General features: G+C 69.4%; 16 protein-coding genes. 10 read left to right on the forward strand and 6 right to left on the reverse strand.

Annotation, left to right across the window (positions count from 1 at the left end; genetic code table 11):
* The coding region (locus tag VG296_RS00570; RefSeq protein ID WP_325561840.1) for a TetR/AcrR family transcriptional regulator at nt 1-509 on the reverse strand (509 nt) is incomplete at its 3' end.
* Between the two features lie 74 nt (nt 510-583).
* Between VG296_RS00570 and VG296_RS00575 the strand changes: the two genes are divergently transcribed.
* Nucleotides 584-1,630 carry an aldo/keto reductase gene (locus VG296_RS00575; RefSeq protein ID WP_325561842.1) on the forward strand — a complete coding sequence of 349 codons (1,047 nt, stop codon included), beginning with the start codon at nt 584-586 and terminating at the stop codon, nt 1,628-1,630.
* A gap of 190 nt (nt 1,631-1,820) precedes the next feature.
* On the opposite strand, the gene VG296_RS00580 is transcribed toward VG296_RS00575, so the two are convergent.
* On the reverse strand, nt 1,821-2,738 hold the full coding sequence (locus VG296_RS00580; protein WP_325561844.1) for an AraC family transcriptional regulator: 918 nt from the start codon (nt 2,736-2,738) through the stop codon (nt 1,821-1,823).
* A 119-nt stretch (nt 2,739-2,857) separates the two neighbouring features.
* On the opposite strand from VG296_RS00580, the gene VG296_RS00585 reads away from it, so the two are divergent.
* The gene (locus tag VG296_RS00585; RefSeq protein WP_325561846.1) at nt 2,858-3,250 is read left to right on the forward strand and encodes a YybH family protein; all 393 of its coding nucleotides are present in this window, start codon (nt 2,858-2,860) and stop codon (nt 3,248-3,250) included.
* 133 nt (nt 3,251-3,383) lie between these two features.
* Here VG296_RS00585 and VG296_RS00590 read toward each other — a convergent pair whose 3' ends face one another.
* The 4 genes from VG296_RS00590 to VG296_RS00605 form a co-directional block, all read right to left on the reverse strand.
* Nucleotides 3,384-3,965, reverse strand: coding sequence for a hypothetical protein (locus tag VG296_RS00590; protein ID WP_325561848.1), 582 nt, complete (start codon nt 3,963-3,965; stop codon nt 3,384-3,386).
* 97 nt (nt 3,966-4,062) lie between these two features.
* Nucleotides 4,063-4,503, reverse strand: a complete 441-nt coding sequence (locus VG296_RS00595; protein WP_325561871.1) for a glycoside hydrolase domain-containing protein — start codon at nt 4,501-4,503, stop codon at nt 4,063-4,065.
* A 446-nt stretch (nt 4,504-4,949) separates the two neighbouring features.
* The gene (locus VG296_RS00600) at nt 4,950-5,549 is read right to left on the reverse strand and encodes a hypothetical protein (RefSeq protein ID WP_325561850.1); all 600 of its coding nucleotides are present in this window, start codon (nt 5,547-5,549) and stop codon (nt 4,950-4,952) included.
* 44 nt (nt 5,550-5,593) lie between these two features.
* A complete protein-coding gene (locus VG296_RS00605; RefSeq protein WP_325561852.1) occupies nt 5,594-5,812 on the reverse strand; it encodes a hypothetical protein in 219 nt (72 codons plus the stop codon).
* Between VG296_RS00605 and VG296_RS00610 the strand changes: the two genes are divergently transcribed.
* The 8 genes from VG296_RS00610 to VG296_RS00645 all read left to right on the forward strand — a co-directional run bounded on the left by VG296_RS00610 (nt 5,811) and on the right by VG296_RS00645 (nt 17,367).
* Nucleotides 5,811-6,155, forward strand: coding sequence for a hypothetical protein (locus VG296_RS00610; RefSeq protein ID WP_325561854.1), 345 nt, complete (start codon nt 5,811-5,813; stop codon nt 6,153-6,155). The genes VG296_RS00605 and VG296_RS00610 overlap by 2 nt on opposite strands.
* A 665-nt stretch (nt 6,156-6,820) precedes the next feature.
* Nucleotides 6,821-8,428: an NAD(P)-binding domain-containing protein gene (locus VG296_RS00615; RefSeq protein ID WP_325561856.1), complete on the forward strand. Its 1,608-nt coding sequence runs from the start codon at nt 6,821-6,823 to the stop codon at nt 8,426-8,428.
* 116 nt (nt 8,429-8,544) lie between these two features.
* The gene (locus tag VG296_RS00620; RefSeq protein ID WP_349259413.1) at nt 8,545-9,585 is read left to right on the forward strand and encodes an alpha-hydroxy acid oxidase; all 1,041 of its coding nucleotides are present in this window, start codon (nt 8,545-8,547) and stop codon (nt 9,583-9,585) included.
* Nucleotides 9,582-10,988 carry a cytochrome P450 gene (locus VG296_RS00625; protein ID WP_325561860.1) on the forward strand — a complete coding sequence of 469 codons (1,407 nt, stop codon included), beginning with the start codon at nt 9,582-9,584 and terminating at the stop codon, nt 10,986-10,988. The genes VG296_RS00620 and VG296_RS00625 overlap by 4 nt, the downstream gene beginning before the upstream one ends.
* A complete protein-coding gene (locus VG296_RS00630; protein WP_325561863.1) occupies nt 10,985-12,262 on the forward strand; it encodes a cation:proton antiporter in 1,278 nt (425 codons plus the stop codon). The genes VG296_RS00625 and VG296_RS00630 overlap by 4 nt, the downstream gene beginning before the upstream one ends.
* Before the next feature lie 44 nt (nt 12,263-12,306).
* Nucleotides 12,307-12,984: a response regulator transcription factor gene (locus tag VG296_RS00635; protein ID WP_325561865.1), complete on the forward strand. Its 678-nt coding sequence runs from the start codon at nt 12,307-12,309 to the stop codon at nt 12,982-12,984.
* Entirely contained in the window at nt 12,984-14,252 is a 1,269-nt protein-coding gene (locus VG296_RS00640) for a HAMP domain-containing sensor histidine kinase (protein WP_325561867.1), read from the forward strand. Before VG296_RS00635 ends, VG296_RS00640 begins: the two co-directional genes overlap by 1 nt.
* Before the next feature lie 460 nt (nt 14,253-14,712).
* Nucleotides 14,713-17,367, forward strand: coding sequence for an AAA family ATPase (locus tag VG296_RS00645; protein WP_325561869.1), 2,655 nt, complete (start codon nt 14,713-14,715; stop codon nt 17,365-17,367).
* Nucleotides 17,368-17,369 lie beyond the last annotated feature (2 nt).

The following is a 17,369-nucleotide window of genomic DNA, read 5'->3' on the forward strand; positions in this document are numbered from 1 at the left end:
GCGGTGAAGGGCGCGGGGTCTAAGTCGCCGCGGATCGCTAGCTGCTGGCTGTAGCTGCTGCACAGGGCCACGAATGCTTCGGCGATCTGTTCGGCATCCCGGCGCCGGTGGTCGGGTACCAACTCGGCGACCGCGGCCCGCATGGCGGCGAGCTGTTGTTGGACGACGGCCGCCAGCGGCGGTGACACGGCTGCTTCGGCGTAGATCTGGGCTACCAGCCGAGCGTGGCCCGTCTCGCGCGCCAGGGCGCGCACGTGTTCGAGGAAACCGTCGACGGTCTCGACGGTGAGCGCCTGCGGCAGGGCTTCGCCCGCCTGCTCGCAGACGGCGACGACGATCTCGTCCTTGCTGATGAAGTACCGGTAGATGGCTCCGTTGGAGAGCCCGGACTCGGTGACGATGTCGGCCATGGACGTGTGGGCGAAGCCGTGGCTGGCGAACCGGGTGCGGGCGGCGTCCACGATCTGCTGACGGCGGGCGTCGAGGTGCGCTTGACTGACCTTGGGCATAAAAAGAGTGACCCCTCGATTTTCTTGATACTGTCGTGGAGTCTACCTCGCAACACCAACTTTCAGGAGCCGCCATGCGTTACCAGACCTTCGGCCGACTGACCGGACTGCGAGTGTCGGAGTACGCACTGGGGACGGCGAACTTCGCCACATCGGACGCCGGTGCCGGTCCCGAGGGCTCGCGGCAGATCTTCGAGGCCTTCGTCGCCGCCGGCGGCACCACGTTCGACACGTCCAACCTCTACCAGGACGGACAGGCCGAAACCGTGCTCGGCGGGCTGCTCGGTGGCCAGCGGGACGACTTCGTGGTGATCACCAAGTACAGCGGGACACGGCAGGCCCAGCCCCGCCCCGGCACCACCGGTAACGGCCGCAAGATCATGGTCCGTTCCCTGGAGGCGAGTCTGCGCCGCCTGGACACCGACTACGTCGACGTCTTCATGCCGCATTTCCCCGACGCAACCACCCCGATCGAGGAGATCCTGGCCGGGTTCGACGACCTGATCCGCTCCGGCAAGATCCTGCACGGCGGACTCTCCAACTTCCCGGCCTGGCGGGTCGCCGGCGCTGCGGCCCGGGCGGACCTGCGCGCCCTGGCCCCGCTGGTCGGCATCCAGACCGAATACAGCCTGGCCGAACGATCCGCCGAGCGGGAACTGCTGCCCATGGCGCAGGCCCACGGTCTGGGCGTGGTCCTGTACTCCCCGCTGGCCGGAGGACTGCTCACCGGCAAGTACCGACAGGGCGGACAGGGCCGGCTCAGTGCCCGCGGCGACGCCATCGAGGCCACCGCACAGCGCACCGCCGTCGTTGACGCCGTCCTGGCGATCGCCGACGAGCTCGGCGCCAGCGCAGTCCAGGTCTCCCTCGCCTGGCTGCGCCGCCGGGCCGCACTCGCGCAGACGGCGTTGATCCCGATCGTCGGCCCCCGCACCCTGACACACCTGGAGCAATACCTTGAGTCTCTCCACCTTGAACTCGGCGACCAGCACTATCAACACCTGGACGAGGTCAGCGCGGTACGGCTGGGAACCCCGCACGAGGACGTCGCGGCCGCGCTGAGCCTCGGCGTCGACGGCGACCGCACGCTGCTCGAACCTCCCTCCGTTCCCGTCATCTGACACCTCAAGTTGTGGGTCTGCGCGATGCGCAAGCAGTTCGGCGGGCACGACGAGAAGCCCGCGGGCTGAGCCAGAGTCCGAATATCTGAACACCAGGCCTGAACTCCGGCTTCGAATACCAGGCCTGGAACAATCGCCGATCGCCTGCGCCCGGCTCGTCCGGTCGCAGGCGATCGGCGATCTGCTTCTCTCATGGAAGAGGGCTGTCGAAGGCCCACTGGCCGCGGCGGAAGTCGCCGGGGGTCCGCCCGGTCTCGCGGGCGAAGAACTTGCCGAAGTTGGTGGCCTCGGAGAAGCCGAGTGCGCCGGCGATGGAAGCCACGGGCATGTCGGTGTGGGCGAGGAGCCGTTGAGCCTGCAGGGCGACGCGAGCGTCGGCGATTTGCTTGGCGCTTCGCCCCGTGGCCGCCAGACACGCGCGAGTCAGTGTACGAGGAGAGTAGCCGAGACGCGCGGCGTAGTCCTCCACGGAGCGCGTGCCGGCGAAGGACCGCTCCAGTTCGCGGCGGAAGGCGAGGTACGCCTCGGCGCCGGGGCCGACGAGCGCCGATCGGGCGGGATCGGCCAGGCGCGCCATGCGGATCAGGAGCGCTGCGACGAGTTGGCGAAGCAGCGCCCCGGTCAGTTCGACGTCGCGGTGTTCGCCGAGGAGCGTCCGATACTCGGCGTCCAGTTCGGTGACGGCACGATCCAGGGCTTCGAACTCGTCGTGCGGCAGGCGCCAGGCGACCGGGCCCAGGCAGCCGTCGCGGACTGCGTCCGTCTGCGGCAGTGGTGGCGGGAAGTCGCCGGTGAACAGGACCAGCACGGCGTCAAGGGCGGCGGGCCGACCATCCGCGCCGTAGGGCAACCGCTGCACCTGACCCGGCCGAACGTGGAGCAGTGTGCCGCGAGCGCACGGGTGGGTGATGAAATCGACCATCGCCGTTCCCGCTCCGCCGCGCACGAGCATCACCTGGTGGAAGTCCAAACGACTGGGAAACCGGGCGACTGAGCTCTTCAACCGGCGCTTCAGCGCATCGAAGGTCAGCACCTCGACCCCGGCGTGCCGCCGGTCCGGATTGCCGTAGGCGATGTCGATGACATCGCGCTGTCCAATTTCGACCATCTCGGGTCCGAACTCTACCTCGTCCCTGCAACGGTCGCCGCGGCATCGTGGAGTCACGGCCAAAGCGGCCGGCTCTCACCACCGCTTTTCATCACCGGCTAGAGGAAGGGCTCACAGCCATGTCCGCACCCGCACCCGCCATCATCACCAGCCCCGAGCAGCTGCCGATCCTGTTCCAGGACGCCCTGAACGCCGGCGACGTCGATGCCGTGCTCGCGCTGTTTTCCGACGGCGCCGCCATGCGCACGGTGGAAGGCGTCCGCATCGCCGGCATCGACCAGCTGCGTGCGGAGATCGGCGGCACCGTTGCCGCTCACGGCAAGCTGACGAACCTGCCCCGCCACACGATCACCGGAGCACAGACGGCCCTGCTCGTCACCGACTGGACCATGGAGATCGACGCTCCCGGCGGCGAGCGCGTCACCGGAAGCGGAACCACCGCCAACATAGCCCGGCTCGAAGCCGACGGCGGCTGGCGCTTCGCGCTGCTCAACCCGCTGGGTACGCACTGATCCATCGCAGCGCCGACCCGGCTTGGCGCGTCACTACGCACCCGTGGCCGGCCCGGCTGGAGCCGGACCGGCCACGGAATGTGCGCCGAACTCGTGACTGCTGCTACTTACCTACTCACCCTGCGCGGCTTTGCTACTGCACCGGCACGTCGGGAGAGCCGAGGCAGGTGTTCGCCGGGTTGATCTCGCCGAGCGGCTGGGCGGCGCTCTCGTTCGGGATCGTACCGGCCAGCGCGTACTGCGCGAACTGCTCGGATTCCGCCTGGACCGCCGCGTCGCTCGACCCGTCGGCTGCTTCGTAGACGCCTGAGGCGGCGCTCGTCAGCGGTACCCCGGAGAAGCCGAACGCGTAGAGCACGATCGCGGACGGCACCGCGGAACCGCTGGTCACCAGGAGGAACGTCTCCGCCACCTGCTGCCCGTTCGCGGATGCCGTGATAGGCACGTCGTACCGCCCGGATGCCAGGGTCGCGGTGCCGGAGACCTCGAGCGAGATCGAGATCTGACCGCCTCCGGCGATCACGGCGATGCCCGACCGCGGCGAGACCGTGACCCCGGCGGGCGGGTCGGCCTGCCACTGCACGACCGAGGCCGGCTGGCTGCTCTGGATCTGCAGCTGCGTGCTGCCGCCGCTCCCCGCCGCCACCGACACCGCGGCGGGCTCGGCGGTCACCGTGGGCTGCCCGCTGACCGTCGCATCCGGATATCCGGCCACCGCGCCATCGACGATGTTGCTGTCGACGTTGAGGGTGTCTCCGCCCCAGGTCTCGTTGTGGCTTCCGTAGTACTGGTGCAGTGTCGCGCCCGGCCGGTCAGCGGCGGGCAGGTGGGGGGTTGCCCACCACCGGGTTGCCGTTCCAGTCCGCGGCCCACATGTCGTCCGGGCTCTGGTAGCCGCTGTTCGAGTACTGGGACACGAGGTCCGCGATTCCGGTCGACGCGCTCGAGTAGACGCCGGACAGGTAGCCGGCCGCGTGCAGGCCTGCCGTCCAGGCGCCGAGGAACGTCAGGACCGCCTGACTGCACGACGTGATGGAGTTGTTGTAGCTCTCAATGTCGTAATAGATCGGCGTTCCCTTGCCGTAGCCGAACTCCTGGGCCGCCGCGACCGCGCCGGCCGCTTCGGCCGTGCCCTCCGCCGCCGCGTCAGCCGGATCGATCACCGTCGTGCCGGTCAGCTGCGTACACGACGCCTGCGGACCCACCCAGATCGGAATGAACTGGCGCTCCCGGCATGAGTGTGGATTACTCAGGTCTCTGTTCCCAGGGTAGGTAGAGGCTGATCGGTCCGCAGGTGAGCATGACGAGGCCGAGGGCTGCTTCGGCGGAGTGGAAGCCGCGGGCCCTGCGGATGACCAGGCGGACGTTGCTGTTGAGTCACGATCTGGTCAGACGTAGGGCAGCATGGCGTTCACGCTGGGAGCGCTTATAAGGCATCGCTGTCTTTGTCGTCTCGCACCAGACATCAGGCCACGGCGTCGGGCGGGCCGCCGGGACGGGTGGGCATGGCCGGGGCCGCGGTGAACCGCTGAGTCGTCCTTTCATTTCAAGGGGTGCCTGGCATTCTCTGTGGATATCAGTTCTCTGACGAAGATCGGAATACGCTGGCGCGCGGAACGGATTTCGGCATGATGGGCTGAGCCGGCCGCGCCCAACCATCCCCCCCAATGCCGTTTATAGACGCTCTTCTCGCGGTTTCTTATACGCGCCAGTGGTAGCCGAGGGCGAAGTCCACGGTGACCGCGTACGACAGGTACATCAGCCAGGCGCCGGTCGCCAGGTGGAACAGTCCGAGCAGCCTTTCGCCGATCTTGAGCCCGATCGAGGCGAAGAAGTCGAAGAAGTAGATCGCGAACAGGCCGAGGAACAGCAGTCCGACCGGCCAGTCGCCGACCTTGAGAAACACAGTGGCGCCCATCGCCGAGATGACCATGTACGCCACGCACATGCCCGCGTTCGGCCGGGGGTCGTGGCCCTTGTAGCGGTTCCAGCCGATCGCGAACCAGTGGATGCCGTACGCGGAGAACGCGAGAGCCGCCATGTAGAGCGGCGGTGAGCCGGTGAACACCTGCAGCCAGGTCAACCCGACGAACAGGATCACCCCGGTCAGGAACTGACAGAAGCCGGGCATCCAGATGCCCCAGACCCCGGTGGCCCGGTCTACCCGTTCATCTCGCTTCGGCCATCCGGCCAGTTCTTGCGGCCCGTAGATTAGATAGCCCGTGCCCAGCCCGAAGAAACCGAGGGCGAGCGGAGGGTAGGCCGAAGCCACGAACGCGACGTTCAACGCGACGCTCATTGCAGGTCACCTCGTTGTGAGCCGTGAACCTTGCCTTGATCCTTTTAACCTAAAATAGCCTGGTTTCGTCGAACCGCGACGCCCGCGGGGAAGAAAAGCGGCCAGGTGGGTGATGGACCCATCTGACCTGCGATCTCACTCAGTTCTGCGGCGTCGGCGAAAGCCTCCTTGTCGAACGGCGTGCTCCCGTCCGCCCGCCAGAAATCGACCCGGCCCAGCGACGCGCCCCGCACCAGCAGCGGAGCGGTGACCAGTGAGTGCATGCCGAAATCGACTAGCCTGGCGGCGTTCCCCGGCTCCTGCGCCGACCAGAGCGTGCTGGTGCGCAGATCCTGGATCTCCGCCCCGCCACCATTGCTCGTCGGCGAATGTTCCGTCCTCGGTGAATGCCGCGAGCCGGCCCTCGACGTCTACATCCTCCGCGACCTGGTACGCGTTCCGGACAATCTGCTCGTTGTCCTGACGAACGCGTCCGCCCGTCGCGCTGAGCCGGGCGCTTGGCTCACCGCTGTAGATCATCACGGTACTCAAACTCTCGCCGTCGCCGATCGCGAAGCCGATCGCACGATCTTGCGTCGCTCGGTCCGCGGCTTCCACGGGCGCTAGACCAGCTACACCTACGACGCCGACGGCAACTACACCGGAAACGGCACGGCCACTGACACCATCACCTTCAGCGCGACCAACCACCCGCTCAAATCCGTCACCGGCTCGACGAACCACGCGTTCACCAACCACGCGGCAGGCGACCGGGTGACCACATGACAACGAGCTGCAGATTCGCAACCTGGCCGGCGAGCTCGAACTCCGCAAGGGCCGTTGACGGCCGCGTGTGTCATCGCGGCATGTCCTCCAGCCAGACGCCTGGTCGGCGTAACCCCCAAAAATAGCCGTGGTCCGGCGACGATGTGTCACTCTGCGCGTCGGTGATCTTGGATACGCGCTTTTGACCGACACGGGACAGGTAGGACTGCGAGCCGGAACGCGAACTGGAACGCGATCGCGCCGGGCCGGGCCGGGCCGGAATTACCGGAATCCGGTGATGACCGATCACCCGGCTAGCCGGGAGCTTGCCATTGTCCGCACGAGCACGGCGGAGGAACCCACACATGGGGCAAGTTCGCCGCCTTCCCCTGCTACGCGCGCCTGCGGCGCTGCATGCGCCGCCAGCGCCTGCGTCCATCTACTTCTGAGAATCCTCTGAACTTCGCGAGTCATGCTTGGCCGCAGCGGGGGACCCACCCGAGCCACGGAACATACCGGAGGGCATCGTGACCGCACCCACAACGGTCGTCGACGAAACCGCCTACACCCACCTCGTCATCGGAGCCGGTCCCGCCGGCCTCCAGCTCGCCCGGCACCTGCACGAAGCCGGCCATCGCTACTCGGTGTTGGAGGCGGCAGACGCGCCGGGCGCGTTCTTCGCCACGTTCCCGCGCCACCGCACCCTGATATCGATCAACAAGCCACACACGGGCACGCACGATCCGGAACTCAACCTCCGGATGGACTGGAACTCGATCCTCTCCGGCGACCCGAAGCTGCTGTTCACCCACTACACCGAGCGCTATTTCCCGCCGGCGGATGAGCTGCGCCGCTACCTCGCCGACTACGCCAGGGCCTGCGACCTGCGCATCGACTACAACTCGCGCGTCGTGCGGATCGAGCGGCCCGAGCCGGACGGCGAGTTCGTCGTGACGGCCGAGGACGGGAGCGTGCGCCGCGCCGAAGTTGTGATCGTCGCCGCCGGCCTGTCAGCGTCCTACATCCCGCCGATTCCCGGGATCGAGCACGCCGAGCAGTACGCGACGATGCCCGTCGACCCGGCCGACTTCACCGATCAGCGGGTCCTGATCCTCGGCAAGGGAAACTCGGCGTTCGAGACCGCGGACAACCTCATCGAGCAGGCCGCGGTCATCCACGTCGCCGGCCCGGACGGGCTGAGGCTTGCCTGGAAGACCCACTACGTCGGCCACCTGCGCGCGGTCAACAACAACTTCCTCGACACCTACCAACTCAAATCCCAGAACGCGATCCTCGACGGCACCGTGCTCGACATCACCCCGCAACCCGGCGGCGGCTACCTCGTGCGCTTCTCGTTCGTCCGTGCCGACGAGGTCGTCAAAGCGCTGTATTACGACCGGGTCCTGTGCTGCACCGGGTTCCGGCTGGACGCGGCCCCGTTCGCCGAGGACTGCACGCCGTCGCTCGTCATCAAGGACCGGTTCGCCGAGCTCACCTCGGCCTACGAGTCGGTGAACGTGCCCGGGCTCTACTTCGCCGGGACACTGATGCAGCAGCGCGACTTCAAGAAGGCGACCACGGGCTTCATCCACGGCTTCCGGTACACCGTCAGGGCCCTCAGTCGGATCCTCGACCAGCGCGGCAACGGCCGTGCGTGGCCGCACCGGATGCTGCCCGCCTCACCGGGATCGCTGGCCGACGCCGTGATCGAGCGGGTCAACCGGAGTTCGGCGCTGTGGCAGCAGTTCAGCGTGATGGCCGACGTGATCCTCCTGCCGGCCGGCGGCGAAGCCCAGTACCTCGAAGAGGTGCCGGTCGCCTACGCGCTCGACGGCCGACTCGCCGAGCCGGGCACCGGCTTGGCCACCGACGGGCTGCTGATCGCGGTGACTCTGGAATACGGACCCGACCATGACAAGGTCGACCCCTTGGACGTCACCGTGAAGCGCACCGCCCAGGATGACGCGGCTGCGGCCCACGACGCGGCGTATCTCCACCCCGTCGTGCGCGTGCATCGGGACGGAATAAAGCTGGCCGAGCACCACCTCGCGGAGAACTTGGAGAACCACTGGAACGGCGAGGCCTCGCATCGCGCGCCGCTCGTGGCCTTCTTCGAGAAGGCGGTGACGCTGTGACCGCGCCCACCACCCACGCCGCTACCTCCTCCACGGACGCGGCGAACGGCACGATCGTGTCGGCGCTCGAGGATCTGCTGACCGTGCGAGACTTCGAGCACGCCGCGCGTACGAGCATGGACCCGGTCTACTACGACTACGTGGCCGGCGGCTCGCGCGACGAGGTCACCGTGCGGGCCAACGAGGACGGCTTCGCCCGACTCAGCCTTCTGCCGCGCGTGCTGCGCGGCAGCGCGCGCCGGGACCTGTCTGTCGAGCTTTTCGGCGCCCGATCCTCGATGCCCGTGCTGATCTCGCCGACCGCGTTCCACCGGCTGGTGTGCGAAGAGGGAGAACTCGCCACCGCGCGCGCCGCCGCCCGCGCGGACACGATCATGATCGCGAGCATGGCGAGCACCGTCGCGGTCGGCGAGGTGGCCGCCGCGGCGCGCGCCGCCGCACCCGACCGAGACCCGGCCCTGTGGTTCCAGCTGTATCTTCAGCCCGATCTCGAGGACACCGCGGCGCTCGTCGGGCGCGCGTCGGCCGCCGGGTGCACGGCGCTCGTGGTGACGGTCGACTCGCCGGTCCTCGGCGCCAACGAGCGCAACCGCCGCAACCGCTTCCACGACCTGCCGGCCGGGATGGCGTGCGAGAATCTGCGCAACCTGCGCGGGGACGAGCCCGGGCACGTGCGGCAGATCGCCATGTCGCCCGAGCTGTCGTGGGACCACGTCGACTGGCTGCGCGATCACACCGAGCTTCCGATTCTGCTCAAGGGCGTCCTGCATCCCGAGGACGCGCGGATCGCCCTGGAGCACGGTGTCAATGGCCTGCTGCTGTCGAATCACGGCGGCCGCCAGCTCGACACCGTGCCCGCGACCATCGACCTGCTCCCCGAGTTCGTCGCGGCGGTCGGCGGCGACATCCCGGTGCTGCTCGACGGCGGCGTGCGGCGCGGCACCGACATCGTCAAGGCGCTGGCTCTGGGTGCTGTCGCGGTGGGCGTGGGCCGCCCGATCGTCTGGGGGCTCGCGGCGGCGGGGGAGCAGGGCGCCGCGCGCGTCCTGGAACTTCTGCGCGATGAGCTTGACCACACCGTCGCGCTGTGCGGCGCGCGCGCCCTGACGGACCTCACACCCGACCTGGTGCGGCCGGCCGCGGGAGGTCGCCGATGAGCGCCGCCGCATGGAGCTGGTGCGGCGCAGCGCTGCTGCTCGCCGTCGTGGCGGCCAGCCTTCCGTACTGGCTGCCGGACCTCGTCGTCGCACTTCGCGTCCGCATCTTCGCCCTCGTCAACGGCGATGAGGGCATCCCGGTGCCGGGCAAGCTGGTCGGGACCGACGACTTCAAGCGCATCTACGCCGACCCCGCGGCCAACGGCCGCAGCCGGGGCGCGGCCCTGTCGGACCTTTTCTGGTACTGGCTCGCGCCCGGACCGCAGGTTCACCAGGAGCACCTGGAGCCCGGACCCCGATACGACGACGTCGCTCGCACCACGCGGCGCACGATCGCCCGACTGCGCAAGGACGAGTGGGACGAACTCGTCACCCGCTGCGCGGCGCAGCAGCTGGGCCGGCTCGGCGCGGCGGATCGGGCGGGCAAGGCCCGTCGGGTGCGGCTGCGCGACGCGATGATGCCGGTGTGGGCCTCGATCTACTACGAGGTGGTCTTCGACGAGCCGTGCCCGCCGCATGTCCGCGACATGATCGTCGCGAACGCCGACGACGTCGTCAGCGCACTGAAATGCACCCGGCTGCGGCACATGTCGAGGCGTGATCGGCTCACCCGTTACCTGCGCGGCAAGATAGCCTCAGGCGCGGTGCCCCACGGCCTGCCGGCCACGCTCACCGAGCAGGAGCAGGCCTTCTACCTTCAGGGCACGTACTTCAATACCGCCGTGGTGCAGATGTCCGAGGCCATGGCGCACCTGCTGCTCGCGATCGCCGCCAGGCCCGGGCTGCAACAACAGCTCCGCGACGGCCTCACCGGCGAGGGCACACAAGGCGCCGCGCAGCTCGACCGCGTGATCGACGAGACGCTGCGCGTCTACCCGCTCTTCGGCGTCGCGCACCGGATCACTACGGCGGACATCGCGCTCGGCGAGGCGGCGATCCCGTCCGGATCCGTGCTGCTGTTCAACTATCCGGCCTACCACCACTCCGGCAGCCCCGACGCGGCCGAGTTCGATCCCGACCGCTGGCTGCGCGAACACCCCGAGCACCTGCACCACATCCCGTTCGGCATCAGCGCGAACCGGCCCTGCCCGGCGCGCGGCATCGCGCCGCTGACGATGCGTGTCGCGGCGGCCGAGGTGCTGCGCCGCTACGCGCTCACCACCTCGGCGGGACACACCCGCTCGCTGCCGAACCGCGGGCCGTGCCTGCTGACGCCGATCGACGCGCAGCGCCCGGTGCCGCGTCGGCCAACCGCGCGCCTGGCGATGCTGCGGCTGCGCGACCGGTGGGAGGACGTGTGGCGCAGCCTCGTCCAACTCGTCCTCGGCACGTACATGGTCTGGGACGCGCGCCGTCTTCAGCTGTGCCGCTCCTACTTCGCCGCCCAGGAGGCCGAGCAGTGAGCGCCACCGCACTCGCCCCGCGCTTTTTCATCGCCGTCGTCGCGATCCTGCTGTTCTGCCGGCTGGCCGCGTGGGCCTTCGCACGCCTCGGCCAGCCGCCCGTGGTCGCCGAGATGGTCGCGGGCGTGCTCCTTGGCCCGTCCCTGCTCGGCGCCGTCTCTCCGAGGCTCGAGAACGAGCTGTTCCCGCCCGCCCTCAAGCCGGTGCTCTACGTCGCCGGGCAGATCGGCCTGGTGGCCTTCATGTTCCAGGCCGGCCACGAGTTCCGATCACACCTGAATCGGGCCATCGCGCGCACGGCCGCGGCCGTGTCCACGGCGGGCATCCTCGCGCCGCTCGCCCTGGGCGCGCTGCTCACGCTCGGCGCGCACGGCCGGGTCGGCATCTTCGTCCCGGGCGTCGCGCCAGGGGTGACAGCCTCCTTCGTCGCCGTCGCTCTGGCGATCACCGCCTTCCCGATGCTCGCCCGCATCATCACCGAGAGGGGCCTGGCCGGGACCCGCTACGGCTCCCTCGCCCTGGCCAGCGGCGCCATCGACGACGTGGTCGCCTGGTGCCTGCTGGCCGGGGTGCTCGCCGCCGCCACCGGCAAGCCCAAGCCGATCCTGCTCGCCGTCGGCGGAGCCGTGCTCTTCGCGCTGCTCGTCGTCTACATTGCGCGGCCGCTGCTGGCCAGGGCCCTGGGCACCGGCGGAACGGCGAGCGATACCCAGGTGCTGATCGTGGCCGCGGCACTGTTCGCAGCGGCCTGGTTCACCGACGAGATCGGGCTCTACTCGGTCTTCGGCGCCTTCTGCCTCGGCATGGCGATGCCGCGCAGCCCGGCCGCGGAACGCGCCGTGACCACCATCAGCACCAGCAACCGGATCATCTTCCTGCCGATGTTCTTCGTCTACTCCGGTCTGAACACGCGCTTCGGGCTGCTGGCGAACCGGCCCCTGCTGGTCTTCTCCCTGCTCGCCGTCATCGTCGCGGTGATCGGGAAGTTCGGGGCCTGCTGGCTCGCGGCGCGCTGGGCCGGCCAGGGCCAGGCCACAGCGATCCGCCTCGGGGCGCTGATGAACGCGCGCGGCCTGATGCAGCTGATCGCGCTCAACGTCGGACTGCAGGCGGGAATCGTCAACAGCGCGCTGTTCACCGCGCTCGTACTGGTCGCCCTGGTCACTACCTTGATGGCGTCCCCGGCACTGACCGTGCTGGACCGGCGGATGCCGATCGCGCCCGAGCCGCAGACCCCGGATCCCGAGCCCGAACTCGCCCCGGCCTCGGGCTGATGCTGAGACAGTGCCCTGCGAAGGATGTGCCATAATGCGGCCCGATGGCCCCGGAGATCGCGAAGAGACCCAGGCTGCTCATCGTCGAGGACGATACCGAGCTCGCCGCGCTGCTCGCCGCCCTGATCACGGACGAGGGCTACGAGGTCGACCTCGCCCACGACGCCCAGCAGGGCCTGCACCTCGGCCTGGGCCGTGCCTACCGGGTCATGGTGATCGACCGGCGGCTGCCCGGCATGGACGGGCTCGAATTGCTCGGCAAGCTCCGCCGCCGCGCGGTCACCGCCCGGGTGCTGATCCTGACCGCGCTCGGCAGCCACGCGGAGCGGGTGCGCGGCCTCGACGCCGGCGCCGACGACTACCTCACCAAGCCCTTCGACTTCGACGAGCTGCTGGCCCGGATCCGGGCGCTGGACCGCAGGTTCGGCGACCAGGTCGACCTGCTACCTCTCGGCGAGGGATTCCTGGATCGCGACACCCGCGACGTCTCGCTTCCGAACGGCACCAGGGTCCAGCTCTCCCAGCGCGAATTCGACCTCCTGCGCACCCTGGCCGCGCGCCCCCGCGCCGTCCACTCGCGCCCGCAGCTGCGCGCCCAGGTGTTCCCGGACACGGCGGCGGACTCCGTCGTCGACACCTACGTCTACTACCTGCGCCGTAAGCTCGGCCGTCAGATCGTGCAGACCGTATACGGACTCGGATACCGGATAGGCCCATTGTGATGCTTCGGCGCGGCAAGCCCACTCCCGAGCGGCGCATGCTCGCGCGGGCGGCGGCCGTGCTCGCGGCCCGGATCGCGGCGGGGTTCCTGGTCGCGCTGGCGCTCCTCGGCTTCGGCACGTACCGCGTGGTCCTGGCCGAGCAGCACACGCAGGCCGAGCAACAGCTCAACTACGCCCTCGCCTACGGCAATCCGGCCGCCGCCACCCCGTGCCTGTGGCTGTTCGTGGTCGACAAGGGAAACGTCCAGCACCCGCAGCAGTCCCCGGCCGGGTTCCCGCTGGCCTCCGCCGTCGCCGACGCCCGCGTCGGCACTACGCCGCAGCAGACGAGCGTCACCATCAGCGGGACGCAGTACGACGTGGTGACCGAGCGGCAGGGCGGCGTCGTCCGGCAGGCCGTGCTCGACACCTGGTATCTGCAGGCTGATCTCGATCACCTCGTACGCGCCCTGCTCCTGGTCGGACTGATCGGCGTGGGTGCGGCCGCGATCCTCGCCGCCGAGCTCGCCCGCCGCTCGATCGCCCCGCTCGCAGACGCGTATGCCCGACAGCGCCGCTTCGTCGCCGACGCCAGTCATGAGTTGCGCACGCCGCTCACCCGCCTGCACACCCGGGCCCAGCTGCTGCTGCGGTGGAAGCACGACCAGCTGCCCGAGCGTTTGACCGAGGAACTCCATACCCTGGTGCGCTCGGCCTGCGAGCTGAACGACGTAGTCGAGGACCTGCTGATTTCGGCCGGGCTGCGGTCCGATCCGGACCGGCGCCAGGAGGTCGACCTCGCTGCGCTGGCGGCCGAGGTGATCGAGGCCGAGTGCCCCCGGCTCGGGTCCCGAGTGATCGTGATGGACGCGACCGGCGACCCGGGCCTGGCACCACCAGGAGCGGTGCAGGAGGCGGCGGCCATATCGGCCCGCGAATCGCCGACCACCGTGCGCGGAGCGGAGTCCCCGCTGCGCCGCATGGTCGCCACGCTGATCGACAACGCCATCAGCCACACCGAACCGACTGGCCGGATCGAGGTCACTGTGCGCCACAGCGAGCGCGGCATCATCGAGCTCGAAATCTCTGACGACGGCACCGGCTTCGATCCGGTCGACCGCGAACGCATCTTCGAACGCTTCGCCCAGAGCGGGCACCAGGGCTCGCACCGCTTCGGACTCGGCCTGGCCCTCGCCCGCGAGATCGCGGCCGACCACGGCGGAACCATCCACGCCGTCGGGCGCCCCGGCGAGGGAGCGACGTTCACCGTCCGCCTCCCGGCGGCATGACCGGGTCCTTTAGAGCTCACGATGCATGTCGGGGAATGCGCGCGCGTAGTTCTGCACGGGGATCGCGCGGTCCCGGCCCCGATAGGTCACGCCGATCGACTCGTCGGTGAATGTTCCCTCCTCGGTGAATGCCGCGAGCCGGCCCTCGACGTCTACATCCTCCGCGACCTGGTACGCGTTCCGGACAATCTGCTCGTTGTCCAGGTAGGTTCCTCCTGCGCGCTCGCGCGAACGATGTCAAGCTCACGGCTGGCCAGGGGATCGGTCATCGCCGGACTCCGGTGATCCCCGTCCGGCCCGGCGCGATCACGTTCCAATCGCGTTCCGGCTCGCCGTCTGCCGGTCCCGTGTCGCTCAAAAGTGCGTATCCAAGGTCACTGCCGGGAAGGTGACAGATCATCGCCGCACCGCGGCGATTTTTGTCGGTTACGCTGGCCACGTGTCTGGAGGACATGCCGCGATGCCCGAAAACCCGGTTGCCGTGGGGCCAGTCCGTGGCCAGGTCGGCCTCATCGACCGCAGCGCGCTGGTCGACCTGCTGGAGCGCGCGGTCGAGAAGCGGGTGACGATCATCTCGGCGCCCGCCGGCAGCGGGAAGACGTCGCTGCTGCGTGCGTGGGCCGCTCGGCCGGCCCGTGGCCGTCGCGTCGCCTACCTGCCGGTACGGCCGGGTCAGCTCGACGCGCAGTTGTTCTGGAGTGCGCTGTTGAGCTCGATCCGTCGGGCGAACGGGGCCGACGACGGTCCGTCCACGATCACGCCTCGCGCAAGTGCCGGCACGATGGTAAGCCATGTGCTCGCCGAGATCTCGGCGTCCAGCCATCGCTTTGTCCTGATCATCGATGACCTGCACGAACTCGGCTCCGCCGAGGCCGCTGAGCGGCTTGCCGAATTGCTGACGCACCTGCCCGAGGACGTCCACGCGGTCGTGGCCACGCGCCACGACGTGCCGCTGCGGCTGCACAGGTTGCGCCTGGCAGGCGAGTTGGCGGAGATCCGGGCGGAGCAGCTGCGATTCAGCGTGGACGAGACTCGGGACATTCTTGCCGCGGCCGGGATCGCGGTTGCCGAACCCGTGGCCGCGATGCTGAACGAGCGAACCGAGGGGTGGGCGGCCGGACTCCGGCTGGCAGTGCTGTCCCTGGCCGGGTGCCCGGACCCGGAACGCTTCATCGCCGAGTTCTCCGGCAGCGACCGGACCGTCGTCGAGTATCTGATGGCCGAGATGCTCGACCGACAGCCGCCCGAGGTGCGGGACATGCTGCTACGCACCTGCCTGCTGGACCGGGTCAACGGCGAGTTGGCCGACCTGCTGACGGGCGCCACCGGTTCGGAGCGGCTCCTGCTGGATCTGGAGGACGCCAACGCATTCGTGCTCTCGCTCGACCCCGAGCGCGGCTGGTTCCGCTACCACCGGATGTTCAGCGGGCTGCTCCGGCTGGAACTTCGCCGCATGCTGCCCGAGCAGATCCCGGCGCTGCACCTGCGTGCCGCGCGCTGGTACGTCGAGCACGCTCAGGTCGCGGACGCCGTCAGGCATCTGCAGGCGGCGGGCGAGTGGGCCGAGGCTGCCCGGCTGCTGTCCGATCACGCGGTGAGCCTGACCCTCGACGGGCAGGCGGCGACGGTGGAGGCGCTGTTGCATTCCTTCCAGGCCGGAGCCGCGGAAGCCTTCCCCGAGTTGGCCCTGGTGCACGCCGTCACGGATCTGAACCGGGCCAGCCTCCAGCAGGCCGATGCGCACCTGCGGGTGGCCAGGTCGTACGCGGCGACGGCGGCGCCCGACCGGCGTCCCCGGCTCGAGATGGCGATCGCGTCCCTTGATCTGCTCTTGGCGCGGCTGCGCGGGCATTTCGACGGGGTTTTCAAGCAGGTGGACGCGCTCGCCTCGCCATCCGTCGTCCAGTCCGGCGCCGATGTCGCGCTCAGCGGCGATCTGCGAGCCCTGGCCCTGCTGAACCTCGGCGTCACGGAGGCGTGGTCGCTGCGGCTGGCCGATAGCGAGCGGCACCTGCTAGAGGGCGCCGAACTGGCCCGCGAGAGGGACCGGCCCTATCTGGAAGTCGGCTGCCTGGCGCACCTGGGGTTCGCCTCCGTGGACCGCTCATTTGCCCTGGCGCGTCAGCGGTGCGAAGAGGCCGTCGCGGCGGCCGCCAAGCACGGCTGGGACGCAGAACCCGTGATCGCCCCGGCCTTGGCGACGCTTGCCAATATCCTGATCTGGACGGGCGAGTTCGAGCAAGGCGAACAATGGCTGGAACGTGCCCGGCAGGTCACCCGGCCCGACGGCGAACCCGGCGTGCGGCTTCTGGTGCGCCTCACCTCCGCGATGCTGCACGCGGCGCGCGGCCGTCACCGCGAGGCCCTTGCGGAGTTCGAGGTCGCCAGCCGGGTGCAGGAGCTCATGCTCGGCGTGCACGCGCAAACCCGCCGCGTGATCGCGTGGACGATCGCCACTCAGGTCCGGCTCGGGTTGATCGACGACGCGCGAGCGGCTTTCACCGCCCTCGACACCACACAGACCGCGACCGGCGAGATCCGCAACGCGGCTGCGCTGATCTGCCTGGCCGAAGGGGCCCCGGCCGACGCGCGCCGGGAATTGCGCACCGTGCTCGACGGCACTGCCCCGATCCACTCCGAACGCACTCGACTCGAAGCCACCCTGCTGGAGGCGCTCGCCTGCCGCGATCTCGGTGACCAGCACGCAGCGCGCGATGCCGTGGGGCGTGCACTCGACCTCGCCGAGCCGGACAGGCTGATCCTGCCGTTCGCGATGACCGGTGGCTGGGAGCTGCTGAAGGATCTGCCGTCGCACCGCACTTCGCACGCGGCACTGGTCACCGCGATCCTCGACGCGGTGCACGGCGGTGCCCCCGCCGATGGTCGCCCGCCAGCGGTGGCCCCCGGCGCGCAGCTCACCACTTCTGAACTGCGGGTGTTGCGCTTCCTGCCGACAAACCTCACCCGGCCCGAGATCGCCGGCGAGCTGTCGGTCTCACTGAACACCGTTAACACGCACATCCGGCGCATTTACGCCAAGCTCGGCGCCTGTGACCGCTCTTCCGCAGTTCAGCGCGGCCGGGCGCTTCGGCTGCTCTCGACCGGCCATACCTGAGC

The organism is Actinospica sp. (assembly GCF_035552695.1).
Taxonomy (GTDB): domain Bacteria; phylum Actinomycetota; class Actinomycetes; order Streptomycetales; family Catenulisporaceae; genus Actinospica.

Bases quoted from the DNA above. Each gene is read 5' to 3' on its own strand.
- VG296_RS00580 (WP_325561844.1), bottom strand. From the start codon at position 2,738: ATGGTCGAAATTGGACAGCGCGATGTCATCGACATCGCCTACGGCAAT.
- VG296_RS00585 (WP_325561846.1), top strand. From the start codon at position 2,858: ATGTCCGCACCCGCACCCGCCATCATCACCAGCCCCGAGCAGCTGCCG.
- VG296_RS00635 (WP_325561865.1), top strand. From the start codon at position 12,307: ATGGCCCCGGAGATCGCGAAGAGACCCAGGCTGCTCATCGTCGAGGAC.
- VG296_RS00640 (WP_325561867.1), top strand. From the start codon at position 12,984: ATGCTTCGGCGCGGCAAGCCCACTCCCGAGCGGCGCATGCTCGCGCGG.
- VG296_RS00625 (WP_325561860.1), top strand. From the start codon at position 9,582: ATGAGCGCCGCCGCATGGAGCTGGTGCGGCGCAGCGCTGCTGCTCGCC.
- VG296_RS00610 (WP_325561854.1), top strand. From the start codon at position 5,811: ATGCCGAAATCGACTAGCCTGGCGGCGTTCCCCGGCTCCTGCGCCGAC.
- VG296_RS00645 (WP_325561869.1), top strand. From the start codon at position 14,713: ATGCCCGAAAACCCGGTTGCCGTGGGGCCAGTCCGTGGCCAGGTCGGC.
- VG296_RS00605 (WP_325561852.1), bottom strand. From the start codon at position 5,812: ATGCACTCACTGGTCACCGCTCCGCTGCTGGTGCGGGGCGCGTCGCTG.
- VG296_RS00600 (WP_325561850.1), bottom strand. From the start codon at position 5,549: ATGAGCGTCGCGTTGAACGTCGCGTTCGTGGCTTCGGCCTACCCTCCG.
- VG296_RS00575 (WP_325561842.1), top strand. From the start codon at position 584: ATGCGTTACCAGACCTTCGGCCGACTGACCGGACTGCGAGTGTCGGAG.
- VG296_RS00620 (WP_349259413.1), top strand. From the start codon at position 8,545: ATGGACCCGGTCTACTACGACTACGTGGCCGGCGGCTCGCGCGACGAG.